The organism is Aquabacter cavernae (assembly GCF_003993795.1).
GTDB classification, from domain to species: Bacteria; Pseudomonadota; Alphaproteobacteria; order Rhizobiales; family Xanthobacteraceae; genus Aquabacter; species Aquabacter cavernae.
In genome coordinates this window covers 48,030-66,918 of record NZ_RWKV01000016.1, presented here as the reverse complement: position 1 = coordinate 66,918, position 18,889 = coordinate 48,030, and the positions used below count along the sequence as shown (strand labels likewise).

Sequence of the window (18,889 nt, the reverse complement as noted above, 5' to 3'; positions counted from 1 at the left end):
GAAGGGCCGGCCGAAAGCTGCGCTCTCGGCCGGCGCGTCACGTCAGGTCTTCTTGACGAGCGGGCAGTCACCCTGGTCGAGCGGGCGGAACGCCTCGTTCGCCGGGATGGTGGCCTTCAGGGTGTAGTAGTCGTAGGGGCCCTTGGACTCCGACGGCTTCTTCACCTCGAACAGGTACATGGGATGGATCTGGCGTCCGTCCGCACGCACTTCGCCCTTGCCGAACAGCTTGTCGTCGGTCGGGATCTTCTTCATCTCCGCCACCACGGCCGCGCCGTCCTTGGCGCTCTTGGTGGCCTCGACGGCCTTCAGGTAATGGGTGACGCCGGAATAGACACCGGCCATCACGTCGGTCGGGAACTTGCCGCCGTTCGCCGCGGAGAATTCCTTGGCGAAGGCGCGGTTGGCGTCCGTCATGTCCCAATACCAGGCCGAGGTCAGGTTCAGGCCCTGGGCGGTCTTGAGGCCGAGCGAATGCACGTCCGTGAGGAAGATCAGCAGGCCGGCGAGCTTCTGGCCGCCCTCGACGATGCCGTATTCCGCAGCCTGCTTGATGGAGTTGATGGTGTCGCCGCCCGCATTGGCGAGGCCGATGACCTTCGCCTTGGAGCTCTGGGCCTGGAGCAGGAAGGAGGAGAAGTCGGCATTGTTGAGGGGCACGCGGACGTTGCCCACCACCTTGCCGCCATTGGCCTTCACGACTTCAGACGTGTCACGCTCCAGCGCATGGCCGAAGGCATAGTCGGCGGTGAGGAAGAACCAGGTGTCGCCACCGTTCTTCGTCATGGCCTTGCCGGTGCCGTTGGCCAGCGCCCAGGTGTCATAGGTCCAGTGGACCGTGTTGGGCGAGCAGGCCTTGCCGGTGAGGTCGGAGGTCGCCGCGCCGGAATTGATGAAGACCTTGTTCTTTTCCTTGGTGACCTGGCTCACGGCCAGCGCCACGCCGGAATTGGGCGTATCGACGATCAGGTCCACGCCGTCCACGTCATACCACTGACGGGCGATGGAGGTGCCAACGTCGGCCTTGTTCTGGTGGTCGGCGAAGACCACCTCGACCTGCAGGCCCTTGGAGGCCGCATTGAAGTCCGAGACCGCCTTCTTGGCGGCCCAGACGGAGCCCTGGCCGCCGAGGTCGGCATAGAGGCCGGACTGGTCGTTGAGAACGCCGATCTTCACCTTGACCGGGGTCTGGGCATGAGCAGCCGAGACAGCGAACACGCTGGCGGCGGCCATGAGCATGGCTGTGAAACGCATGTGTTTCCTCCTGCCGGCTTAGGGCCGGCCGCGATGTCACGAAAGACCTCGGTCAGACGCCGAGGAGAGTTTCCAGACGCGCCGCGTTTTCCGCGATCTTGTCATTGGGAACCATGTCCACCACGCGCCCGTGCTCGACCACATAGTGGCGGTCGGCGACGGTTGAGGCGAAGTGGAAGTTCTGCTCCACGAGCAGCACGGTGAAACCCCTCGTCTTGAGGGTTCGGATGATCTCGCCGATATGCTGCACGATCACCGGGGCGAGACCTTCGGAAGGCTCGTCCAGCAGCAGCAGCTTGGCGCCGGTGCGCAGGATGCGGGCGATGGCCAGCATCTGCTGTTCGCCGCCCGAAAGCTTGGTGCCCTGGCTGTTGCGGCGCTCTTCCAGGCGCGGGAACAGCTCGTGCACCTCGTCCACGCTGAGGCCGCCGGGCATCACCACGGGCGGCAGCAGCAGGTTCTCGCGCACCGAAAGCGAGGAGAAGATGCCCCGCTCTTCCGGGCAGATGGCGATGCCCATGCGGGCGATCTTGTTGGGGGCGAGGCCCACCGTCTCGACGCCCTGGTAGCGGATCGAGCCGGCGCGCTTGCGCAGCAGGCCCATGATGGCCCGCATGGTGGTGGTCTTGCCCGCGCCGTTGCGGCCGAGCAGGGTCACCACCTCGCCGGGATTGATGTCGAAGGTCATGCCGTGCAGCACATGGCTTTCGCCATAATGGCCGTGCAAATCCTTCACCTGCAGCAGGGGCGTTGCGTTCGCGGTCGCCATATCAGTGCGCTCCGTGCCCGGTGCCCATGTAGGCCTCGATCACCTGGGGATTCTTCGACACCTCCGAATAGGGACCCTCGGTGAGGATCTCGCCGCGCGCGAGCACGGTGATCTGGTCGGAGAGGTTGGCCACCACGGAGAGGTTGTGCTCCACCATGAGGACGGTGCGGTTATGGGAGACGCGCTTGATCAGGTCTGCGGTGCGCGCGATGTCCTCGCGGCCCATGCCCGAGGTGGGCTCGTCCAGCAGGAGCATTTCGGGCTCCAGCGCCAGGGTCGTGGCGATCTCCAGCGCACGCTTGCGCCCATAAGGCAGCTCCACCGCGAGGTGGTTCGTGTAGGTGAGCAGATCCACGTCCTTGATCAGCTCGATGGCGCGATCATTGAGCTCGCTCAGCGAGGCTTCCGACTTCCAGAAGTGGAACGAGGTGCCCAGCTTGCGCTGCAGCGCCACGCGCACATTCTCCAACACGGTCATGTGACCGAAGGTGGCGGAGATCTGGAACGAACGGACCATGCCGAGCCGCGCGATATCCGCCGACTTGGTGCGCGTGATGTCGCGCCCGTTCAGCCGGATGGTCCCGCGCGTGGGCTCCAGGAACTTCGTGATGAGATTGAAACAGGTGGTCTTTCCGGCACCGTTCGGCCCGATCAGGGCATGAATGGTGTGCCGGCGGATCCGCAGGTCGACGTTCTTGACCGCCGCGAAACCCTTGAATTCCTTCGTTAGACCGGATGCTTCAACGATGTAGGGCACGTCCGAGACTGTGTCCATATCGCAGTCAAATCCCCTCGCTTTGGCCGGGGGGCATGATGCCCCAGGCTGGTTCCCTCCAAACGCCTTCGAGGACGCTTCTTAATTTTGCGGAACCGTATCACGATAAGATCGTCCGGCGTCAATACGTCCAAAGGGCGAATTTGAACGGATGATCGATTCCAAGGCTTCAGCCTGGGGATTGTCATATGCGACGGGGGCTTACTCGCCGGGCGTATCCACCCGTGACAGCACCAGGGTAAGGCGTGTGGCTTCAGCGCGGCTGATGTGCAGCAAAGCGGGGCCGCTCTTCAGGGTGAAGCGCACGCTCTTGCGCACCCCGGGGCAGTCCTTGGCGGGGGTGAAGGCGGCGGGGGGCAGCGTCTGTTCCTGCTGCACGATGTCCACCCGCGGCGGCTTCCGGCAAGGTCACCTGATAGAGGCTGGGCGTCTCCACCCGCAGCAGCAGGGAGCCGCCATTGGGGCCGCCTTTTGCGGGCGGGGTCGCGGGCGGTTCGGTGGGTGGAGCGAGGGCAAGAGTGAGCGCCTGGAACGGTTTGACGCCTACCGGAGCGGTGCTGTCCAGGGGCGCGGCGCTGGCGGCGGCGGCGAGCACCTGTGATTCGCGCTCCAGCGGCCAGGGGCCGTCGAGGCACCCCGCCGCCGCGGGCGGCAGCGGAGCGAGCAGGCAGGCTGCCGCGGCCAGGAGGGCGGCGGCGGTCCTGGTCATCAGTCATCCACCGCGATCATGACGTCGGACGCCTTGATCACCGCGGAGGCGGGCTGGCCCGCCACGAGGCCGAGCTGGTCCACCGCCTCATTGGTGATGGAGGCGGTGATGATGGTGCCGGGGGACACTTCGAGGCGCACATGGGCGGTGGTCGCCCCGCGAACCACTTCCACCACGGTACCTTCCAGGATGTTGCGGGCGCTGATTCTCATGATTGTTCTCCGTCGTATAGTCTAACTATACGACGTGGATCATGTCGAACTCCCGACTCCCTCGCTATGCGGCGGGACCGCGCGCCTCGCCGTGATACGCGAGGTTGGGGCGCATGTCGGTGGCGGAGGCGATGCGGTTCGACATGTTGAAGAAGCCCGTCACGGCCGCCACGTCCCAAACATCCCGTTCCGACAGCCCGACGGCGCGCAAGGCCGCCCGGTCCGCCTCCTCGACTTCATGGGGGCGCTCCGTGAGCTTCACCGCGAAGTCGAGAATGGCGCGTTGGCGGGGCTCAAGCCGCGCCGCACGGTAATTCATGACCATCTGCTCGCCCAGAACCGGGTCGCCGGACAGGTGCCGCACCGCCGCGCCATGGGCGGTCAGGCAATAATAGCAGCGGTTCACGCTGGAGACGGCCACCGCGATCATCTCCCGCTCCAGCTTTGAGAGGCCGGAGGGCGCCAGCATCAGGTCGTTATACATGGCGGCGAAGGCGCCGAGCTTCGTCAGGTCGAAGGCATAGGCCTGGAGCACGTTGGGCACGAAGCCGATCTTCTCCACGCATTTGTCGAAATAGGCCTGGGTGGCGGCATCGAGCGGCGCCGGAGGAAGGTCGAGCGCGATGGCGGGGGCGTCGTCGCGCAGCTTCGGCTCAGCCGCGGTCACCTTTGCCTTTTTTCCAGGCGCGCTCATCTTGGGGGCAGTTTTTTTCGCCGCGTTCTTCGGCTTGCCTGTCTTCTTCTGGCCCGTCATGGTGCTGTCCCTATTGAGGTTTTGTCATCGTTTCATCGTGCCGACGTGCGAGATCGACCAGGGCAAGAATAGAGTCTCGAAGGTCAGTCCGCATGTCATTCATGCAGGGCCAAGCGGGGGAGCCGGCCATGACAGTCCACACAGTTGAACTCACCACGGTGGAAGCGGTCCGCGCGCGCATCGACGCAGCGGTCGATGCGCTCGCCACCAAGGGTGTGCCGCAGACCTTTGCGGCCGCGCTGCTCAACGGCGCCGCGCCCGAAGACGTGGCGACGCTGACGCCGGATACGCTGGTGCGGCTCGCCGAGGAGGCGTTCGCCCATCTCTCGCGCCGCGCGCCGGGCCGCCCGGACGTGCGGGTCTACAATCCCGACTGGCCGGGCGCCCCCGCCATCACGGTGGTCGAAGCCGTCAACGACGACATGTCCTTCCTGTTCGATTCGGTGGCCGGCGAGCTGGCGGACCGGGCGCTGGACCTGAAGCTCACCTCCCACCCCATCCTTGCCGTGACGCGCGCGCCGGACGGCGCGCTCCTGCGGGTGGAGGCGGACCTGCATGCCGCCGCGCACCGCGACATGCCCCATGAGAGCCTCATCCACCTGCACGTCCAGCAGATCGACACCGAGGAGGGCCGGGCGGCCCTGAAGGCGGCGCTCGACCAGACGCTGGACGACGTGCGCGTGGCCAATGCCGACTTCCTCGCCATGCGCGACCAGGTGGAAGGCCTCGCCAAGACCCTGCGCAGCGAGGCGCTGCCCTATGCCACGTCCGACCGCGCCGAGGCGGCGGACTTCGTGGAATGGCTCACGCTCAACAATTTCATCTTCATCGGCGTGCGCAAATATGCGTGCGGGCCGGACGGCACGCTGGTGCCGGAGAGCGGCCTCGGCATCCTGCGGGATCCGTCCGTGACGGAACTGGGCGATGTGGTCGGGGCCGGTGGCCTCACCGATCCGTCCAAGCCACTGCTCATCACCAAGTCGAGCCAGTGGTGCCGGGTGCACCGGCGCGCCTATCTGGACTTCGTGGGCATGCGCCTGCACGGCCCGGACGGCCGCCAGACCGGCGAGCTGCGCATCATCGGCCTGTTCACCTCCAACGTTTACACCCACTCGGTGCGGCAGATCCCCTATCTGCGCCTGAAGTCCGCGCTGGTGGTGCAGCGCGCCGGGTTCGAGGAGGACAGCCATTCGGGCAAGGCGCTGGCCACCGTCCTGGAGACCTATCCGCGCGACGACCTGTTCCAGATCGATGCGGACACCCTGCTGCCCTACGCCCTGGACATCCTCTCCCTCTATGACCGGCCGCGCGTGCGCGTGCTGCCGCGCCCGGATGCGTTCGGGCGCTTCGTGTCCGTGCTCGTCTTCGTCCCGCGCGAGCGGTATGACGGCCCGCTGCGGGCGCGCATCGGCGCGCGCCTCGCGGAGATCTTCGGCGGCAAGGTGGGCGGCTTCACCCCCACCTTCCTCGCGGACGTGCCCTTGACGCGCGTGCATTTCATGATCAACCGCCCCAGCGGCGGCCCGGTGCCGGTGGTGGACCGCGCGGCGCTGGAACAGGCCGTGACCGAGGACGCCTTGTCCTGGAGCGACAAGCTGCGCGACGCGCTGCGCGAGGCCCATGGCGCCCGGACCGGCGCCCTCATGGAGCGCTACGGCTCGGCCTTCGGCGAGGGCTACAGCGCGGCCTATGATGTCGAGACCGCCGTGGCCGACATCGAGCGCCTGGAGCGCCTCTCGGCCGAGCGGCCGGTGGCCCTCGATTTCTACCGGCGCGACGACGACCCGGCGACCCGCATCTCGCTGCGCCTCATCTCCTACGGCCGGCCGCTGCCGCTCTCCGAGCGCGTGCCCATGCTGGAGAATATGGGCCTCAAGCCCATCAACGAGCGCACCTATCGCCTGCGCCCCACCGGCCCGGACGGCGGGATCGTCGCCTCCTGGGTGCATGACATGTCCTTGGAGCGCAGCAATGGCGGCACCATCGAGGTGTCCGGCTCCGCCGAGCGCCTGGAAGACCTGCTGACCGTGGTGCTGCGCGGCGAGGCCGAGAGCGACGGCTTCAACGCGCTGCTGCTGGACACCGCCATGACCTGGCGGGACGTGGCCCTGGCGCGCGCCCTGGCGCGCTATCTGCGACAGGCCGGCATCCCCTACAGCCAGGACTATCTGTGGACCACCATGGTGGGCCATGCGGACGTGGCGGCGCGCATCGTGCAGCTCTTCCATGCGCGCTTCGACCCGCGCCTGGACGGCGATGCGGACGCCCGCGCCGCCCGCGAGGAGCCCTTGCGCCGCGAGATCGAGGCGGCCCTCGCGGAAGTGTCCTCGCTGGACGAGGACACCATCCTGCGCCGCTTCCTGAACCTAGTGGACGCGGCGCTGCGCACCACCTTCTACCAACTCGACACGGACGGGCGCCCGAAGGGCCCCATCGCGGTGAAGTATCTGAGCGCCAAGGTGGAAGGGCTGCCTCTGCCGCGCCCGCAATTCGAGGTGTTCGTCTATTCGCCCCGCGTGGAAGGCGTGCATCTGCGTTTCGGCCATGTGGCGCGCGGCGGCCTGCGCTGGTCGGACCGGCCGCAGGACTTCCGCACCGAGGTGCTGGGCCTCGTGAAGGCGCAGCAGGTGAAGAATGCCGTGATCGTGCCGGTGGGCGCCAAGGGCGGTTTCGTGCCCAAGCGCCTGCCCGCCGGCGGCTCGCGCGACGCCATCCAGGCCGAGGGCATCGCCGCCTACAAGATCTTCGTCTCCAGCCTCCTGGACGTCACCGACAATCTGAAGGGCGGCGCCGTGGTGCATCCCGACAATGTGGTGCGCATGGACGGGGACGATCCCTATCTGGTGGTGGCGGCCGACAAGGGCACGGCCACCTTCTCCGACACCGCCAACGGCATCTCCCAGGAGCACGGCTTCTGGCTGGACGACGCCTTCGCCTCGGGCGGCTCGGTGGGCTATGACCACAAGGCCATGGGCATCACCGCGCGCGGCGCGTGGGAGGCGGTGAAGCGCCATTTCCGCGAGATCGACATCGACATCCAGACCACCTCCATCCGCGTGGTGGGCGTGGGCGACATGTCGGGCGACGTGTTCGGCAACGGCATGCTGCTGTCCACGGCGCTGAAGCTGGTGGCGGCGTTCGACCACCGCCACATCTTCCTCGATCCCACCCCGGATCCGGCGGTCTCCCATGCGGAGCGCCAGCGCCTGTTCAACCTGCCGCGCTCCTCCTGGGCGGATTATGATGCGAGCCTGATCTCGCAGGGCGGCGGCGTGTTCCCGCGCACCGCCAAGAGCATCCCGCTCTCCCCCGAGGCCCGCGCGGTGCTCGGCCTGGAGAAGCTGGAGGCCACCCCCAACGAGGTGATGACCGCCATCCTGAAGGCGGAAGCGGACCTGCTCTGGTTCGGCGGCATCGGCACCTATGTGCGCGCCTCCTTCGAGACCGACGCGCAGGCGGGCGACCGGGCCAACGACGCCATCCGCATCGCCGCCGCAGACCTGCGGGTGAAGGCGGTGGGCGAGGGCGCCAATCTGGGCATGACCCAGCGCGGGCGCATCGAGGCGGCGCGGCGCGGGGTGCGCCTCAATACCGACGCCATCGACAATTCGGCGGGCGTGAACACCTCCGACGTGGAGGTGAACATCAAGATCGCGCTCTCCATGCCGGTGGCCGAGGGCGTGCTCTCCGCGCCCGACCGTGCGGCGCTGCTGGGCGAGATGACGGACGAGGTGGGCCATCTCGTCCTGCGCAACAATTATCTCCAGACCCTGGCTCTGTCCCTCGCCCAGCGGGCGGGCACGGCCGATACCGGCTTCCAGCAGCGGCTCATGCAGATGCTGGAACTGCGGGGCGAGCTGGACCGGGCGGTGGAATATCTGCCCGGCGACAGCGAGATCAACGAGCGCCGTTCGCGCGGGGAGGGGCTCACCCGTCCCGAACTGGCGGTGCTGCTGGCCTATGCCAAGCTCTCGCTCTATGCCGAACTGCTCACCACCGACGTACCCGACGACCGCTATGTGGCGGACGAACTGGTGGGCTACTTCCCCCACGCGCTCCAGAACCGCTACCCGGCCGCCATCGAGGCGCACCGGCTGCGGCGGGAGATCATCGCCACCGCGCTCGCCAACGCCATCATCAACCAGGGCGGCCCCGCCACCCTGGCGCGGATCGCGGACCAGACCGGCGCGGACGCGGCGGGCATCGTGCGGGCCTTCGTGGCGGTGCGGGACAGCTTCGGCCTGCCCGCCATCAATGCCGCCATCGACGCGCTGGACAACCGCATCACCGGCGACGTGCAGTTGCGCCTCTATGCGGAGGTGCAGTCCCTGGTCATCGCCCGGACCATCTGGTTCCTGCGCAATGCCAGCTTTGCCGCCGGCCTCGGCTCGGTGGTGGCGCAGTATCGCGACGGCGTCACCGCGCTCGCGGCGGTGCTGGACGAGACCCTGCCGGAAAACTGGCTCGCCTTGCGCAACCGCAAGGTGGACGAACTGGTGGCCGCCCAGGTGCCCGCGGATCTCGCGCGCACCATTGCCGGGCTGCGGCCGCTGGAAGCGGGCACGGACATCGTGCTCCTCTCCCAGCAGACCGGCCGCCCGGTAGCGGAGGCTGCCGCCACCTTCTTCGCGGCGGGCCGCTATTTCGCGGTGGACGAGGTGATCTCGGCGGCGGGCAGCATCCTGGCGCCCGATTATTACGACCAACTCGCCCTCGACCGGGCCATGGGCCAGATCGAGACCTTCGTGCGCGACGTGAGCATCTCAATGCTCGCCACCGGCAAGAGCGGCGCGGATGCCGTCAATGCCTGGGTGGAGAGCCGCCGCAAGGAGGTGGAGCGCTCCCGTGCCACCGTGCAGGACATCGTGGCCTCCGGCCTCACCTTGTCCAAGCTCACGCTGGCCGCGAGCCTGCTGAGCGATCTCGCGCGCGCCTGACCTTAAGTCCCATCGCGCTTTTCAGGCGCGGCGGGTGTAGTCTCGAACGGCGTCGTCCCTCTCCGGGGCGGCGCCGTTTCCCTTTCCGGGAGGCCCTGATGCGTGAGATGGCGAAACGGGCGCCGCGCGCCCTTCTTCTGGCGGCCCTGCTCCTCGGCGGGTCTTCCGCATGGGCCGATGCGCCCGGCAAGGCGGTGGATGACACCAAGGCCGCGCCGTCCAAGGCATCGGCCAAGGGACAGGCTCAGGCGGTGCCCGCCCCGGACGCGCCCCTCGATCCGCGCTGGAAAGTACGGAGTTGGACCATTTCCGGCCTGACGGTGTGGACCTTCCGGCCCGGCCATTTCGTGCGGAACTGAGCCCGGGAACGCCTTGGTATTTTAAGGGCGGCCTCAGCCGTTACACCCCTCTCCCCTCGCGGGAGAGGGTGCCGAGCATATGCGAGGCGGGTGAGGGGGCGCCTGGAGTGACCTCATAGGTCTGTGCTGGCGGAGAGGCCCTCTCACCCCAGCCCTCTCCCGCGAGGGAAGAGGGAGGTGCGGTGCGCCATAACCAGAGCCTGCCCGACGCTTCCACCAAGCAGGGAGAATGTCTAAGGGCGTGACGCTCTGCCGAGGTTTGAGAGACCGCCTTGATGGTTAGCCTCTCTCAAGGCTCCCAGCCGGGCGGGGCCAGTTCGAAGCCCTCGAACCGGAAGGCGGGCGCCACCGTGCAGCCCACCAGGGTCCAGGCGCCCAGCGAGCGCGCGGACTGCCAGGCGTGGGGCGGCACCACTGCCTGCGGGCGCTCGCCCGCGGCAAGGTCGTTGCCCAAGGTGTGGGCCGATCGGTCGCCCTCGGTCGTGACGATTTCCAGCAGGAGCGGTGCGCCCGCATAGAAATGCCACGCCTCGGAGGCATCCACCCGGTGCCAGTAGGAGCGCTCGCCCGCCGCCAGCAGGAAATAGATGGCTGTGGAGGCACCGCGTGCGCCCTCCCCACCGGCCTCGCGATAGGTCTCGCGGAAATGCCCGCCCTCGGGATGGGGCTGGAGGCCGAGAAGGGCGATGACCTCCTCGGCGCGCATCGCCTGCACGGTTCAGCCCTTGAAGCTGTTCTTGAGGGCGCGCAGCTCGGTGAACACCGCCGCGCTGTCCGCCTCGCCCAGGCCGAGACGGGCGGCCATGGCCGGATCGTCGGCGCGCAGGAAGGGGTTGGTCAGCTTCTCGTCGCCCAGCCGGGTGGGGATGGTGGGACGGCCTTCCGCCCGCGCCGCCTGCGCCTCGCCGAAGCGGGCCTGGAGCGCGCCGTTGTCCGGATCCACGCTCAGGGCGAACTTGGCGTTGGAGACGGTGTATTCGTGGCCCACATAGATGGCGAGGTCGTCCGGCAGCGTGCGCAGGCGCTGTAGCGACTTCCAGAGCACCGGCGGCTCGCACTCGATGGGCCGCCCGCAGCCCATGACGAACAGGGTGTCGCCCGCGAACAGCAGCCGCTCGTCCTCGAACAGATAGACCACATGGCCGGCGGTGTGGCCGGGGGTCTCCATGACGCGCCCCACCAGCGAGCCCACGGCCACCGGGTCGCCGTCCACCACTTCCACGTCGATGCCGGGAATGGCTGCGGCCTCGGCCTTGGGGCCGACGACGGTCGCATTGTAGCGGGCCTTCAGGGCCGGGACGCCGTCCACATGGTCGGCATGGTGATGGGTGACGAGGATCTGGTTGGGCGTCCAGCCTTCCCGCTCCAGCGCGGCGAGGACCGGCCCCACCTCGGGAACGTCGATGACCGCCGTGGCCTGCGCCACCGGATCATGGATCAGCACGGCGAAATTGTCGGCGAGGCAGGGCACGATCCGAATCTCGGCAGCCATAACCGTCTCCTAAAGGCTCGAAGATGTGCCCCTGAGTAGCACGCCGGGGGGGCGGGGCAACCCTCATCACGTCTCCTGGACATGCTATAAAGCAAGCGTGAAGGGGGGAGTATGTTCCTCGACGTCGTCGATCTGCGCAGCTTCTATGCCCAGCCGCTGGGGGTGGTGACCCGGCGTTTGCTGGGCCGGGCCATCCGTTCCCGGCTCCCGGATGTGCGGGGCTTGAGCGTGCTGGGCATCGGCTATGCCACCCCTTATCTGGGCGTATTCCGCGAGGAGGCGGAGCGCTGCATCGCCCTCATGCCGGCGGCCCAGGGCGTTGTGCGCTGGCCCTCCTCCGCGCCGACCCTCGCGGCGCTGGCGGACGAGGGCGCCTTGCCGCTCCCCACCGCCTCCATCGACCGTGTCGTGGCGGTCCACCTGCTGGAGATGACGCCCGACGCCGCCGCCAGCCTTCGGGAGGTCTGGCGCGTGCTGGCGCCCGGCGGGCGGCTTCTGGCGGTGGTGCCGAGCCGCCGGGGCGTGTGGGCGCGGCTCGACACGACGCCGTTCGGCAACGGGCGCCCCTTCTCGCGCGGGCAGGTGGTGCGGCTGTTGCGGGAGGCGCTGTTCACGCCCGTGGGCTGGGACGAGGCGCTTTATTTCCCGCCGGTCTCCTCCCGCTGGCTGCTGCGCACGGCGGTGGCGTGGGAGCGCCTCGGCGGCGGTCTCTCGCTGCCCTTCGCGGGGGTGCATATCGTGGAGGCCACCAAGCAGCTCTACCGGCCCGCGCCGGTGAAGCGTCCCTCGCTGGTGCCGTCCTTGGAGCCGGTGTTCGGCCAGGGCATTCCGGCGAGTTGAAGGCTCAGTCCAACCGCCCCGGTCCTTGACCGGCGCCAAGCGGGTGTCGCTCACGCGCCGCGCGGGCCTTTAGTATCAGTCCTTGCGCGTCAGCAGGAACACCGCCTGCTCGCCCAGCAGGTTCCAGACCGACCAGGGCAGGTTGAAGCGCACCGGATGGCCGGAGGAATCCAGCGCCACCGCTTTTTCCATGCGCGCGCCCATCACTTCCACCAGGTCCACGAAGTCGCGGATGGTGCAGAAGTGGATGTTGGGCGTCTCATACCAGGCGAGCGGCATGTTCTCCGTCACCGGCATCCGCCCGTGCAGCAGCAGGTCCACCCGCGAGCGCCAATGGCCGAAATTGGGGAAGGACACGATGGCGTGCCGCCCGATGCGCAGCATCTGCTCCAGCACCCAGCGGGGGCGACGGGTCGCCTGGAGGGTCTGGGACAGGATCACATAGTCGAACGCATCGTCGGGATAGTGCGCGAGGTCCACATCCGCGTCGCCCTGCACCACCGCCAGCCCGCGCGCCACGCCCGCATTCACGCCCTCGCGGGACAGTTCGATGCCGCGCGCATCGCAGCCGCGGGTGGTGGCCAGCAATTCCAGCAGCGCGCCGTCGCCCGAGCCCACGTCGAGCACCCGCGCGCCCGCCGCCACCATGTCGGCGACCACCACATGGTCGGTGCGCACGCCGCTCTCGCGGTTCACCAAAGCGGGCGCGGGGAGGGTCACGGGTCCGCTCATCGCGTGCGCACCGCGGGCAGGCCGGCGGCCTTGGCCGCGCTGTCCAGGAAGCCGCGGGCGATGGCGGTCAGCTCCGGCTCGTCCAGCAGGAAGGCGTCATGGCCCTTGTCGCTGTCGATCTCCGCGAAGGAGACGCTGGCGCCGGAGGCGTTCAGGGCATGGACCACGGTGCGCGAATCCTGCGTGGGGAACAGCCAGTCGCTGGTGAAGGAGACGAGGCAGAAGCGCGTCTTGCTGCCCCGGAAGGCATTGGCCAGCACCCCGTCATAGTCGGCGGCGAGGTCGAAATAATCCATGGCCCGCGTGACATAGAGATAGGAATTGGGGTCGAAGCGCTGCACGAAGCTCTCGCCCTGGTAGCGCAGATAGCTCTCCACCTGGAAATCGGCATCGAAGCCGAAGGTGGGCAATTCCCGGTTCTGCAGGCGGCGGCCGAATTTGCGGTGCAGCGCCTGATCGGACATGTAGGTGATGTGCGCGGCCATGCGCGCCACGGCGAGCCCGCGATGGGGCGTCACGCCATGCTGGAGATAATGGCCGCCATGCCATTCCGGGTCGGCCATCACGGCCTGCCGGCCCACTTCGTGGAAGGCGATGTTCTGGGCGGAATGGCGCGCGGCGGTGGCGATGGGCAGGGCCGAGCGCACCCGGTCGGGATAGCTCGCCGCCCATTGCAGCACCTGCATGCCGCCCATGGAGCCGCCCGCCACGCACAGCAATTCGTCGATGCCCAGATGGTCCAGCAGCATGGCCTGCGCATTCACCATGTCGCGGATGGTGACCAGCGGCATGTCGAGGCCGTAGGCGCTGCCCGTGGCGGGATTGCGCGAGGCCGGGCCGGTGGTGCCCATGCAGCCGCCCAGCACGTTGGAGCAGATGACGAAGAAGCGTTCCGTGTCGATGGGCTTGCCGGGGCCCACCAAGGTCTCCCACCAGCCGGGCTTGCCGGTGACGGGATTGACGCTCGCCACATGCTGGTCGCCCGTCAAAGCATGGCAGACGAGCACCGCATTGGAGCGCGCGGCATTGGGTTCGCCATAGGTCTGGTAGGCGATCTGGAGGCCCGGCAGCAGCACGCCGGCATCGAGCTTCAGCGGCGCCTCGGGCCCGAACCGCACCACGGGCGAATGCGGCGTATCCGCTTCCCGACGCGCGCGTGCATCTTCCGCCGCCTCAAGGGGGGCGGCCACTTCAACCAGAGGCTCCATGGCGCCACCAAGCGACGGCAGGCAGCCTAAGTCAAGCGGCTTCCAGGGTGCGCCGCAGCATGGTCAGCGGCGCGGTTCGCCCTGGCACAGAGGGTCGATCTGCTTGCAGCCGAGCACGTTGAGGTTTTCCGGCGATTGCGGGAGCCCCTTGGTATCGCGCGAGCGGATGGTGCCTGTGGTGTTCGGGTCGGTCTCCAGTGTGGCGCCGCCCTGCCGGCTGCTGCCGGGCGTCGCCAGGGGATCGGGCACGAGCGCGCCGGACGGCTGGCGCGGGGCCGGCACGGACATGGGTGTGTCCTCGGCGGATGCCGGAATCGCGAGGGTGGTCAGCGACACGGCGGCGAGCGCCAGAATGGGGAGCGCGGCGGATGCGAGGCGCATGGCGTTTCTCCTTGTCGGATCCTGTGCATCCAACCCGCGACGGGAGGGTGGGGTTCCCCGGAAGAACACAGGGCCAACCGGCTTCGAGCCCTGATTCGGTGCCGGTTCGGCACAGCAACGCCTGCGGCCTGAGGACCTTGGAACAAAGGCGCTCCGGGGCGGGATCAGCGATTCGGGCCCGCTTTGTTCCGCGTCCGTTTGCCCGAAAGGGTGGCGCAATGGGCCGGGCATCCCGATATGATACAGACCGAGACCTTCAGCGCCGGATTTCGTACCCCGCCCATGGATGATGTGACCAAACTCCCGGTCCTTCCGCGTTCGATCCGGGCGCGGGGGGTGACGGCGGTGCTCGGCCCCACCAATACCGGCAAGACCCATCTCGCCATCGAGCGCATGCTCGGCCATGAGAGCGGGCTCATCGGCCTGCCGCTGCGCCTGCTGGCGCGGGAGGTCTACCAGCGCATCGTGGACCGCATCGGCCCGAAGCACGTCGCGCTCATCACCGGCGAGGAGAAGATCAAGCCGCCCAATGCGCGCTATTGGGTGGCGACCGTGGAGGCCATGCCGCGCGACCTGGACGTGGCGTTCGTGGCCATCGACGAGATCCAGCTCGCCTGCGACTTCGACCGGGGCCACGTCTTCACCAACCGCCTGCTCAACCGGCGCGGACGGCACGAGACGCTGGTTCTGGGCGCGGCCACCATGCGCCCGCTGCTGGAAAAGCTGCTGCCGGGGCTCACCGTGTCGGTGCGCCCGCGCCTGTCCACGCTCTCGTTCGCGGGCGAGAAGAAGATCACCCGCCTGCCGCCGCGCTCGGCCATCGTCGCCTTCTCGGCGGACGAGGTCTATGCCATCGCCGAGCTGATCCGCCGCCAGCGGGGCGGGGCGGCGGTGGTCATGGGGGCGCTCTCGCCGCGCACCCGCAACGCCCAGGTGGAACTCTACCAGAGCGGCGACGTGGACTATCTGGTGGCCACCGACGCCATCGGCATGGGCCTCAATCTGGACGTGGACCATGTGGCTTTCGCGTCCGACCGCAAGTTCGACGGCTGGCAGTTCCGGCGGCTCAATCCGTCCGAGATGGCGCAGATCGCCGGCCGCGCCGGCCGCGCCACGCGGGACGGAACGTTCGGAACCACCGGCCGCTGCCCCGCATTCGAGCCGGAATTGGTGGAGCGTTTGGAGAGCCATGTGTTCGACACCGCTAAGGTGTTGCAATGGCGCAACGCAGTGCCTGATTATACCTCCATCAAGGCGCTGCAGGACAGCCTTTCCTTGCCGCCGCGGGAGGAGGGCCTGACCCGCGCGCCCACGGCCGACGACGTGCAAGTGCTGGAAATCATGGGCCGCGACCCCGAGATTCTCAGCCGTGTCACGGCCCCCGCGGTGGTGGAGCGGCTGTGGGATGTGTGCCAGGTGCCGGACTATCGGAAGATTTCTCCGGGGGCCCATGCGGAGCTTGTGCGCACGCTTTTTGACCATGTCGGGACAGGCGGTCGCATCCCGGACGAGTGGTTCGCGCGTCAAATCGCCTTGACCGATCGCCCGGAAGGGGACATCGACACGCTGTCGAGACGGATCGCGCAGGTGAGGACCCTCACCTTCGTTGCCAACCGTCCCGACTGGCTCAAGGATCCGGACCACTGGCAAGGCGTCACGAGAGGGGTCGAAGACAAGCTGTCCGATGCGCTGCACGAGCGATTGGCACAACGCTTTGTGGATCGACGGACCAGCGTGCTCATGCGGCGCCTGCGAGAGAACAAGATGCTCGAAACTGAGATCAGCAAGACCGGCGATGTCACCGTGGAGGGCCACATGATCGGCCACCTCCAGGGCTTTCAATTCGCACCCGACCCTTCCGCCGGCGGCGAGGAGGCAAAAGCCCTGCGCGCCGCGGCCCAGAAGGCCCTGGCCGGCGAGATCGAGGCGCGGGCGACCCGCCTGTCCGCCGCGGTGGACGAGGCGTTCGTCCTCACCGCCGACGGCACGATCCGCTGGATCGGCGAGCCGGTGGCCAAGCTCATCCCCGGTGACACGGTGCTGGCCCCGCGCTTCAAGATCATCGCCGACGAGCACCTGACGGGCGCGTCCCGCGATCAGGTGGATGCGCGCGTGGCGCTGTGGGTGAAGGCCCATGTGGAGAAGCTGCTGGGCGCGCTCACCAAGCTCGCCGAGGCGCAGGACCTCCAGGGCATCGCCCGCGGCATCGCCTTCCAGATCGTCGAGAGCCTCGGCGTGCTGGAGCGCACCAAGGTTGGCGAGGAGATGAAGACCCTCGACCAGCCCGCCCGCGCCACCCTGCGTGGCTATGGCGTGCGGTTCGGCGCCCACCACATCTATCTGCCCGCCTTGCTGAAGCCTGCGCCCCGCGCGCTCGCGCTGGAGCTGTATGCGCTCAAGCATGGCGGCCTCGCCCAGAAGGGCCTGGACGAGCTGCCCAGCCTCGCCTCGTCGGGCCGCACCTCCATTCCCGTGGACCATGAGATCCAGAAGGGCCTCTACCGCGCCGCCGGCTTCCGCGTGTGCGGCGAGCGGGCCGTGCGCGTGGACATTCTGGAGCGCCTCGCGGACCTGATCCGCCCTGCGCTGGCCTGGCGTCCTCAGTCGCCCGGCCCCAAGCCGGCGGGTGCCGTGGACGGGCGTGGCTTCACCGTCACCGTGGGCATGACCTCGCTGGCGGGCTGCTCGGGCGAGGACTTCGCGTCCATCCTGAAGTCGCTGGGCTACCGCATGGAGCGCCGCGCGGCGCCGCCGCCGGAGGCCGAGGCGCCTGCCGCCCCCGTGGTGGCGGATCTTGCGCCCGCGCCGGAAGGCTCCATCGAGGCCGACCTCCTGTTCGATCATGTGGAGGCCGTCGCCGAGGTGACCTCCGACGAAGCGGAAGCGCCGGAAGAGGCCGCTGCCGACATCGTCGAGACCGAGGCTACCGAGGCGGAAGTCATCGAAGCTGAAGCTGTCGAGGCTGAGGACGCAGGGGCTGAGGCCGTCGAGGTCGAAGCTGCCGAGACCGAGTCTCCCGTCGCTGTCGTCGAGGAGGCCGTGGAGGCCGAAGTCGCTCCGCAAAGCGATGACGAGGCGGTTGAGCCGGTTGCGGACGAACCCGCCGTCGGCGAGGCCTCCGTTGTCGCGGAAGCGGCGGAGCCGTCCGAGCCGGCCTTGATCGAGGTGTGGCGTCCGGGCCGTCCGCCCGGTGCTCCGCGTCGCGAGCGTTCGCACGGCGAGCGCGGCCAGGGCGATCGCTCCCAGGGGGATCGTCCCCAGGGCGAGCGCGGCCACGGCGAGCGCGGACAGGGCCATCACCGTTCCCGCGAAGGCGAGGAGCGGCGCGAAGGCGGCCGCCCGCAGCACCGCCACGGCAACCGTCAGCAGCGCTCCGGTGAGCCCCGCGAGGGTGCCGCGCAGGGTGCGCCCGGCACTGAGGGCGAGCGCCAGCAGCGTCCGCCGCGTGGCGACCGTCCGTTCCGTCCCCGTCCCGAGGGCGAGGGCCAGCGCGGTCCGCGTCCCGAGCGCGTCCAGGTCCATCAGGATCGCCGCCGCGAGAAGCAGGCCGATCCGGACAGCCCCTTCGCCGCCCTCGCCGCGCTCAAGGCGCGCATGGAGGCGGACAAAAAGGGAGGCTGAGTGAGCGACCCGGCGTCCACCGTTCCGGGGCCCTTGGCCCGCCAGCGGCTTGATCTCTGGCTATGGCACGCCCGCGTGGTTCGCGGGCGTGCAGATGCCGCCGCCCTGGTGCGGGAGGGGCATGTGCGGGTCGATGGCGCCCGCGTCACCAGCGCCGGCCACATGGTGCGGATCGGGCAGGTGGTGACGGTCAGCCTTCATCACGCTGTGCGCGTCCTTCGGGTGATCGGCTTTTCCGAGCGGCGAGAGGATGCTACATCAGCTATCGCGACTTATGAGGAAATAACGGATTAGTCGCGTTAAATGCGCCGGGGCCCGTTGATCCGGCGGTAAGGAACACGTCAATGACCTATGTCGTCACCGAGAACTGCATCCGCTGCAAATACACGGATTGCGTCTCTGTGTGTCCGGTGGACTGCTTCTACGAAGGCGAGAACATGCTCGTCATCCATCCGGACGAATGCATCGATTGCGGCGTGTGCGAGCCGGAATGCCCCGCCGAGGCCATCAAGCCGGATACCGAGGGCGGCCTGGAGAAGTGGCTCGCCCTGAATGCCGAGTATGCCAAGGTCTGGCCGAACATGACCATCAAACGTGACGCGCCGCCGGACGCCAAGGAGTGGGACGGCAAGCCCGGCAAGGAAGATCTGTTCTCTCCGGAGCCCGGCACCGGCGACTGACGCGCATCCCGGCCCGCTCCGCACGAATGGTGTTGGAGCGGCCGCTTCACTCCGCGCGGTCTCAGGCCGCGTATGGCGGCGTTCCCGTGCCCGGCCGAAGACCGATCGACATTCAGATCTATGGATGGATTTTGGCTTCTTAGGTCCGTCATGCCCCGGGGTTTTT

At 68.3% G+C, this 18,889-nt stretch carries 17 protein-coding genes; 6 read left to right on the top strand and 11 right to left on the bottom strand.

The genetic code is table 11. The features are described 5' to 3' along the window. Window positions 1-42: 42 nt before the first annotated feature. The 6 genes from EJJ38_RS16035 to EJJ38_RS16015 form a co-directional block, all read right to left on the bottom strand. The gene (locus EJJ38_RS16035; RefSeq protein WP_127091157.1) at window positions 43-1,254 is read right to left on the bottom strand and encodes an ABC transporter substrate-binding protein; all 1,212 of its coding nucleotides are present in this window, start codon (window positions 1,252-1,254) and stop codon (window positions 43-45) included. Between the two features lie 52 nt (window positions 1,255-1,306). Beyond that, entirely contained in the window at window positions 1,307-2,023 is a 717-nt protein-coding gene (locus EJJ38_RS16030; RefSeq protein WP_127091156.1) for an ABC transporter ATP-binding protein, read from the bottom strand. A gap of 1 nt (window position 2,024) precedes the next feature. Continuing rightward, window positions 2,025-2,798, bottom strand: a complete 774-nt coding sequence (locus tag EJJ38_RS16025) for an ABC transporter ATP-binding protein (RefSeq protein ID WP_127091155.1) — start codon at window positions 2,796-2,798, stop codon at window positions 2,025-2,027. 201 nt (window positions 2,799-2,999) lie between these two features. Next, window positions 3,000-3,176 carry a hypothetical protein gene (locus EJJ38_RS20360; RefSeq protein ID WP_205666195.1) on the bottom strand — a complete coding sequence of 59 codons (177 nt, stop codon included), beginning with the start codon at window positions 3,174-3,176 and terminating at the stop codon, window positions 3,000-3,002. 330 nt (window positions 3,177-3,506) lie between these two features. Further along, window positions 3,507-3,719 carry a TOBE domain-containing protein gene (locus tag EJJ38_RS16020; protein ID WP_127091154.1) on the bottom strand — a complete coding sequence of 71 codons (213 nt, stop codon included), beginning with the start codon at window positions 3,717-3,719 and terminating at the stop codon, window positions 3,507-3,509. A 64-nt stretch (window positions 3,720-3,783) separates the two neighbouring features. Beyond that, window positions 3,784-4,413 (bottom strand): peroxidase-related enzyme, encoded by a 630-nt coding sequence (locus EJJ38_RS16015; protein ID WP_127091779.1) that lies wholly within the window; start codon window positions 4,411-4,413, stop codon window positions 3,784-3,786. 188 nt (window positions 4,414-4,601) lie between these two features. Here EJJ38_RS16015 and EJJ38_RS16010 point away from each other — a divergent pair, with 188 nt between their 5' ends. Next, window positions 4,602-9,410 carry an NAD-glutamate dehydrogenase gene (locus tag EJJ38_RS16010; protein WP_127091153.1) on the top strand — a complete coding sequence of 1,603 codons (4,809 nt, stop codon included), beginning with the start codon at window positions 4,602-4,604 and terminating at the stop codon, window positions 9,408-9,410. Window positions 9,411-9,508: 98 nt separating this feature from the next. Next, window positions 9,509-9,769, top strand: a complete 261-nt coding sequence (locus EJJ38_RS16005) for a hypothetical protein (RefSeq protein WP_127091152.1) — start codon at window positions 9,509-9,511, stop codon at window positions 9,767-9,769. A 289-nt stretch (window positions 9,770-10,058) separates the two neighbouring features. On the opposite strand, the gene EJJ38_RS16000 is transcribed toward EJJ38_RS16005, so the two are convergent. Together EJJ38_RS16000 and gloB are read right to left on the bottom strand one after the other, a co-directional pair. Further along, a complete protein-coding gene (locus EJJ38_RS16000) occupies window positions 10,059-10,475 on the bottom strand; it encodes a cupin domain-containing protein (RefSeq protein ID WP_127091777.1) in 417 nt (138 codons plus the stop codon). A gap of 12 nt (window positions 10,476-10,487) precedes the next feature. Beyond that, complete coding sequence (gloB, locus tag EJJ38_RS15995) at window positions 10,488-11,261, bottom strand: hydroxyacylglutathione hydrolase (RefSeq protein WP_127091151.1); 774 nt, start codon at window positions 11,259-11,261, stop codon at window positions 10,488-10,490. A gap of 111 nt (window positions 11,262-11,372) precedes the next feature. Here gloB and EJJ38_RS15990 point away from each other — a divergent pair, with 111 nt between their 5' ends. Next, on the top strand, window positions 11,373-12,101 hold the full coding sequence (locus tag EJJ38_RS15990) for a class I SAM-dependent methyltransferase (RefSeq protein WP_127091150.1): 729 nt from the start codon (window positions 11,373-11,375) through the stop codon (window positions 12,099-12,101). Between the two features lie 75 nt (window positions 12,102-12,176). On the opposite strand, the gene metW is transcribed toward EJJ38_RS15990, so the two are convergent. The 3 genes from metW to EJJ38_RS15975 form a co-directional block, all read right to left on the bottom strand. Beyond that, the gene (metW, locus tag EJJ38_RS15985; protein ID WP_127091149.1) at window positions 12,177-12,833 is read right to left on the bottom strand and encodes a methionine biosynthesis protein MetW; all 657 of its coding nucleotides are present in this window, start codon (window positions 12,831-12,833) and stop codon (window positions 12,177-12,179) included. After that, window positions 12,830-14,041 (bottom strand): homoserine O-acetyltransferase MetX, encoded by a 1,212-nt coding sequence (gene metX / locus EJJ38_RS15980; protein ID WP_127091148.1) that lies wholly within the window; start codon window positions 14,039-14,041, stop codon window positions 12,830-12,832. The genes metW and metX overlap by 4 nt, the downstream gene beginning before the upstream one ends. Before the next feature lie 63 nt (window positions 14,042-14,104). After that, a complete protein-coding gene (locus EJJ38_RS15975) occupies window positions 14,105-14,422 on the bottom strand; it encodes a hypothetical protein (protein ID WP_127091147.1) in 318 nt (105 codons plus the stop codon). A gap of 282 nt (window positions 14,423-14,704) precedes the next feature. Between EJJ38_RS15975 and EJJ38_RS15970 the strand changes: the two genes are divergently transcribed. From EJJ38_RS15970 to fdxA, 3 genes are read left to right on the top strand one after another with little or no spacing between them, the layout of a single operon-like run. Further along, complete coding sequence (locus EJJ38_RS15970) at window positions 14,705-18,043, top strand: helicase-related protein (protein ID WP_127091146.1); 3,339 nt, start codon at window positions 14,705-14,707, stop codon at window positions 18,041-18,043. Window positions 18,044-18,076: 33 nt separating this feature from the next. Then, complete coding sequence (locus tag EJJ38_RS15965; RefSeq protein ID WP_127091775.1) at window positions 18,077-18,337, top strand: S4 domain-containing protein; 261 nt, start codon at window positions 18,077-18,079, stop codon at window positions 18,335-18,337. 50 nt (window positions 18,338-18,387) lie between these two features. Then, complete coding sequence (gene fdxA / locus EJJ38_RS15960; RefSeq protein WP_127091145.1) at window positions 18,388-18,723, top strand: ferredoxin FdxA; 336 nt, start codon at window positions 18,388-18,390, stop codon at window positions 18,721-18,723. Window positions 18,724-18,889: the final 166 nt, after the last annotated feature.

Bases quoted from the DNA above. Each gene is read 5' to 3' on its own strand.
- metW (WP_127091149.1), bottom strand. From the start codon at position 12,833: ATGAGCGGACCCGTGACCCTCCCCGCGCCCGCTTTGGTGAACCGCGAG.
- EJJ38_RS16030 (WP_127091156.1), bottom strand. From the start codon at position 2,023: ATGGCGACCGCGAACGCAACGCCCCTGCTGCAGGTGAAGGATTTGCAC.
- EJJ38_RS16005 (WP_127091152.1), top strand. From the start codon at position 9,509: ATGCGTGAGATGGCGAAACGGGCGCCGCGCGCCCTTCTTCTGGCGGCC.
- gloB (WP_127091151.1), bottom strand. From the start codon at position 11,261: ATGGCTGCCGAGATTCGGATCGTGCCCTGCCTCGCCGACAATTTCGCC.
- EJJ38_RS16020 (WP_127091154.1), bottom strand. From the start codon at position 3,719: ATGAGAATCAGCGCCCGCAACATCCTGGAAGGTACCGTGGTGGAAGTG.
- metX (WP_127091148.1), bottom strand. From the start codon at position 14,041: ATGGAGCCTCTGGTTGAAGTGGCCGCCCCCCTTGAGGCGGCGGAAGAT.
- fdxA (WP_127091145.1), top strand. From the start codon at position 18,388: ATGACCTATGTCGTCACCGAGAACTGCATCCGCTGCAAATACACGGAT.
- EJJ38_RS15990 (WP_127091150.1), top strand. From the start codon at position 11,373: ATGTTCCTCGACGTCGTCGATCTGCGCAGCTTCTATGCCCAGCCGCTG.
- EJJ38_RS15970 (WP_127091146.1), top strand. From the start codon at position 14,705: ATGGATGATGTGACCAAACTCCCGGTCCTTCCGCGTTCGATCCGGGCG.
- EJJ38_RS16015 (WP_127091779.1), bottom strand. From the start codon at position 4,413: ATGAGCGCGCCTGGAAAAAAGGCAAAGGTGACCGCGGCTGAGCCGAAG.
- EJJ38_RS16025 (WP_127091155.1), bottom strand. From the start codon at position 2,798: ATGGACACAGTCTCGGACGTGCCCTACATCGTTGAAGCATCCGGTCTA.
- EJJ38_RS16035 (WP_127091157.1), bottom strand. From the start codon at position 1,254: ATGCGTTTCACAGCCATGCTCATGGCCGCCGCCAGCGTGTTCGCTGTC.
- EJJ38_RS15975 (WP_127091147.1), bottom strand. From the start codon at position 14,422: ATGCGCCTCGCATCCGCCGCGCTCCCCATTCTGGCGCTCGCCGCCGTG.
- EJJ38_RS16000 (WP_127091777.1), bottom strand. From the start codon at position 10,475: ATGCGCGCCGAGGAGGTCATCGCCCTTCTCGGCCTCCAGCCCCATCCC.
- EJJ38_RS16010 (WP_127091153.1), top strand. From the start codon at position 4,602: ATGACAGTCCACACAGTTGAACTCACCACGGTGGAAGCGGTCCGCGCG.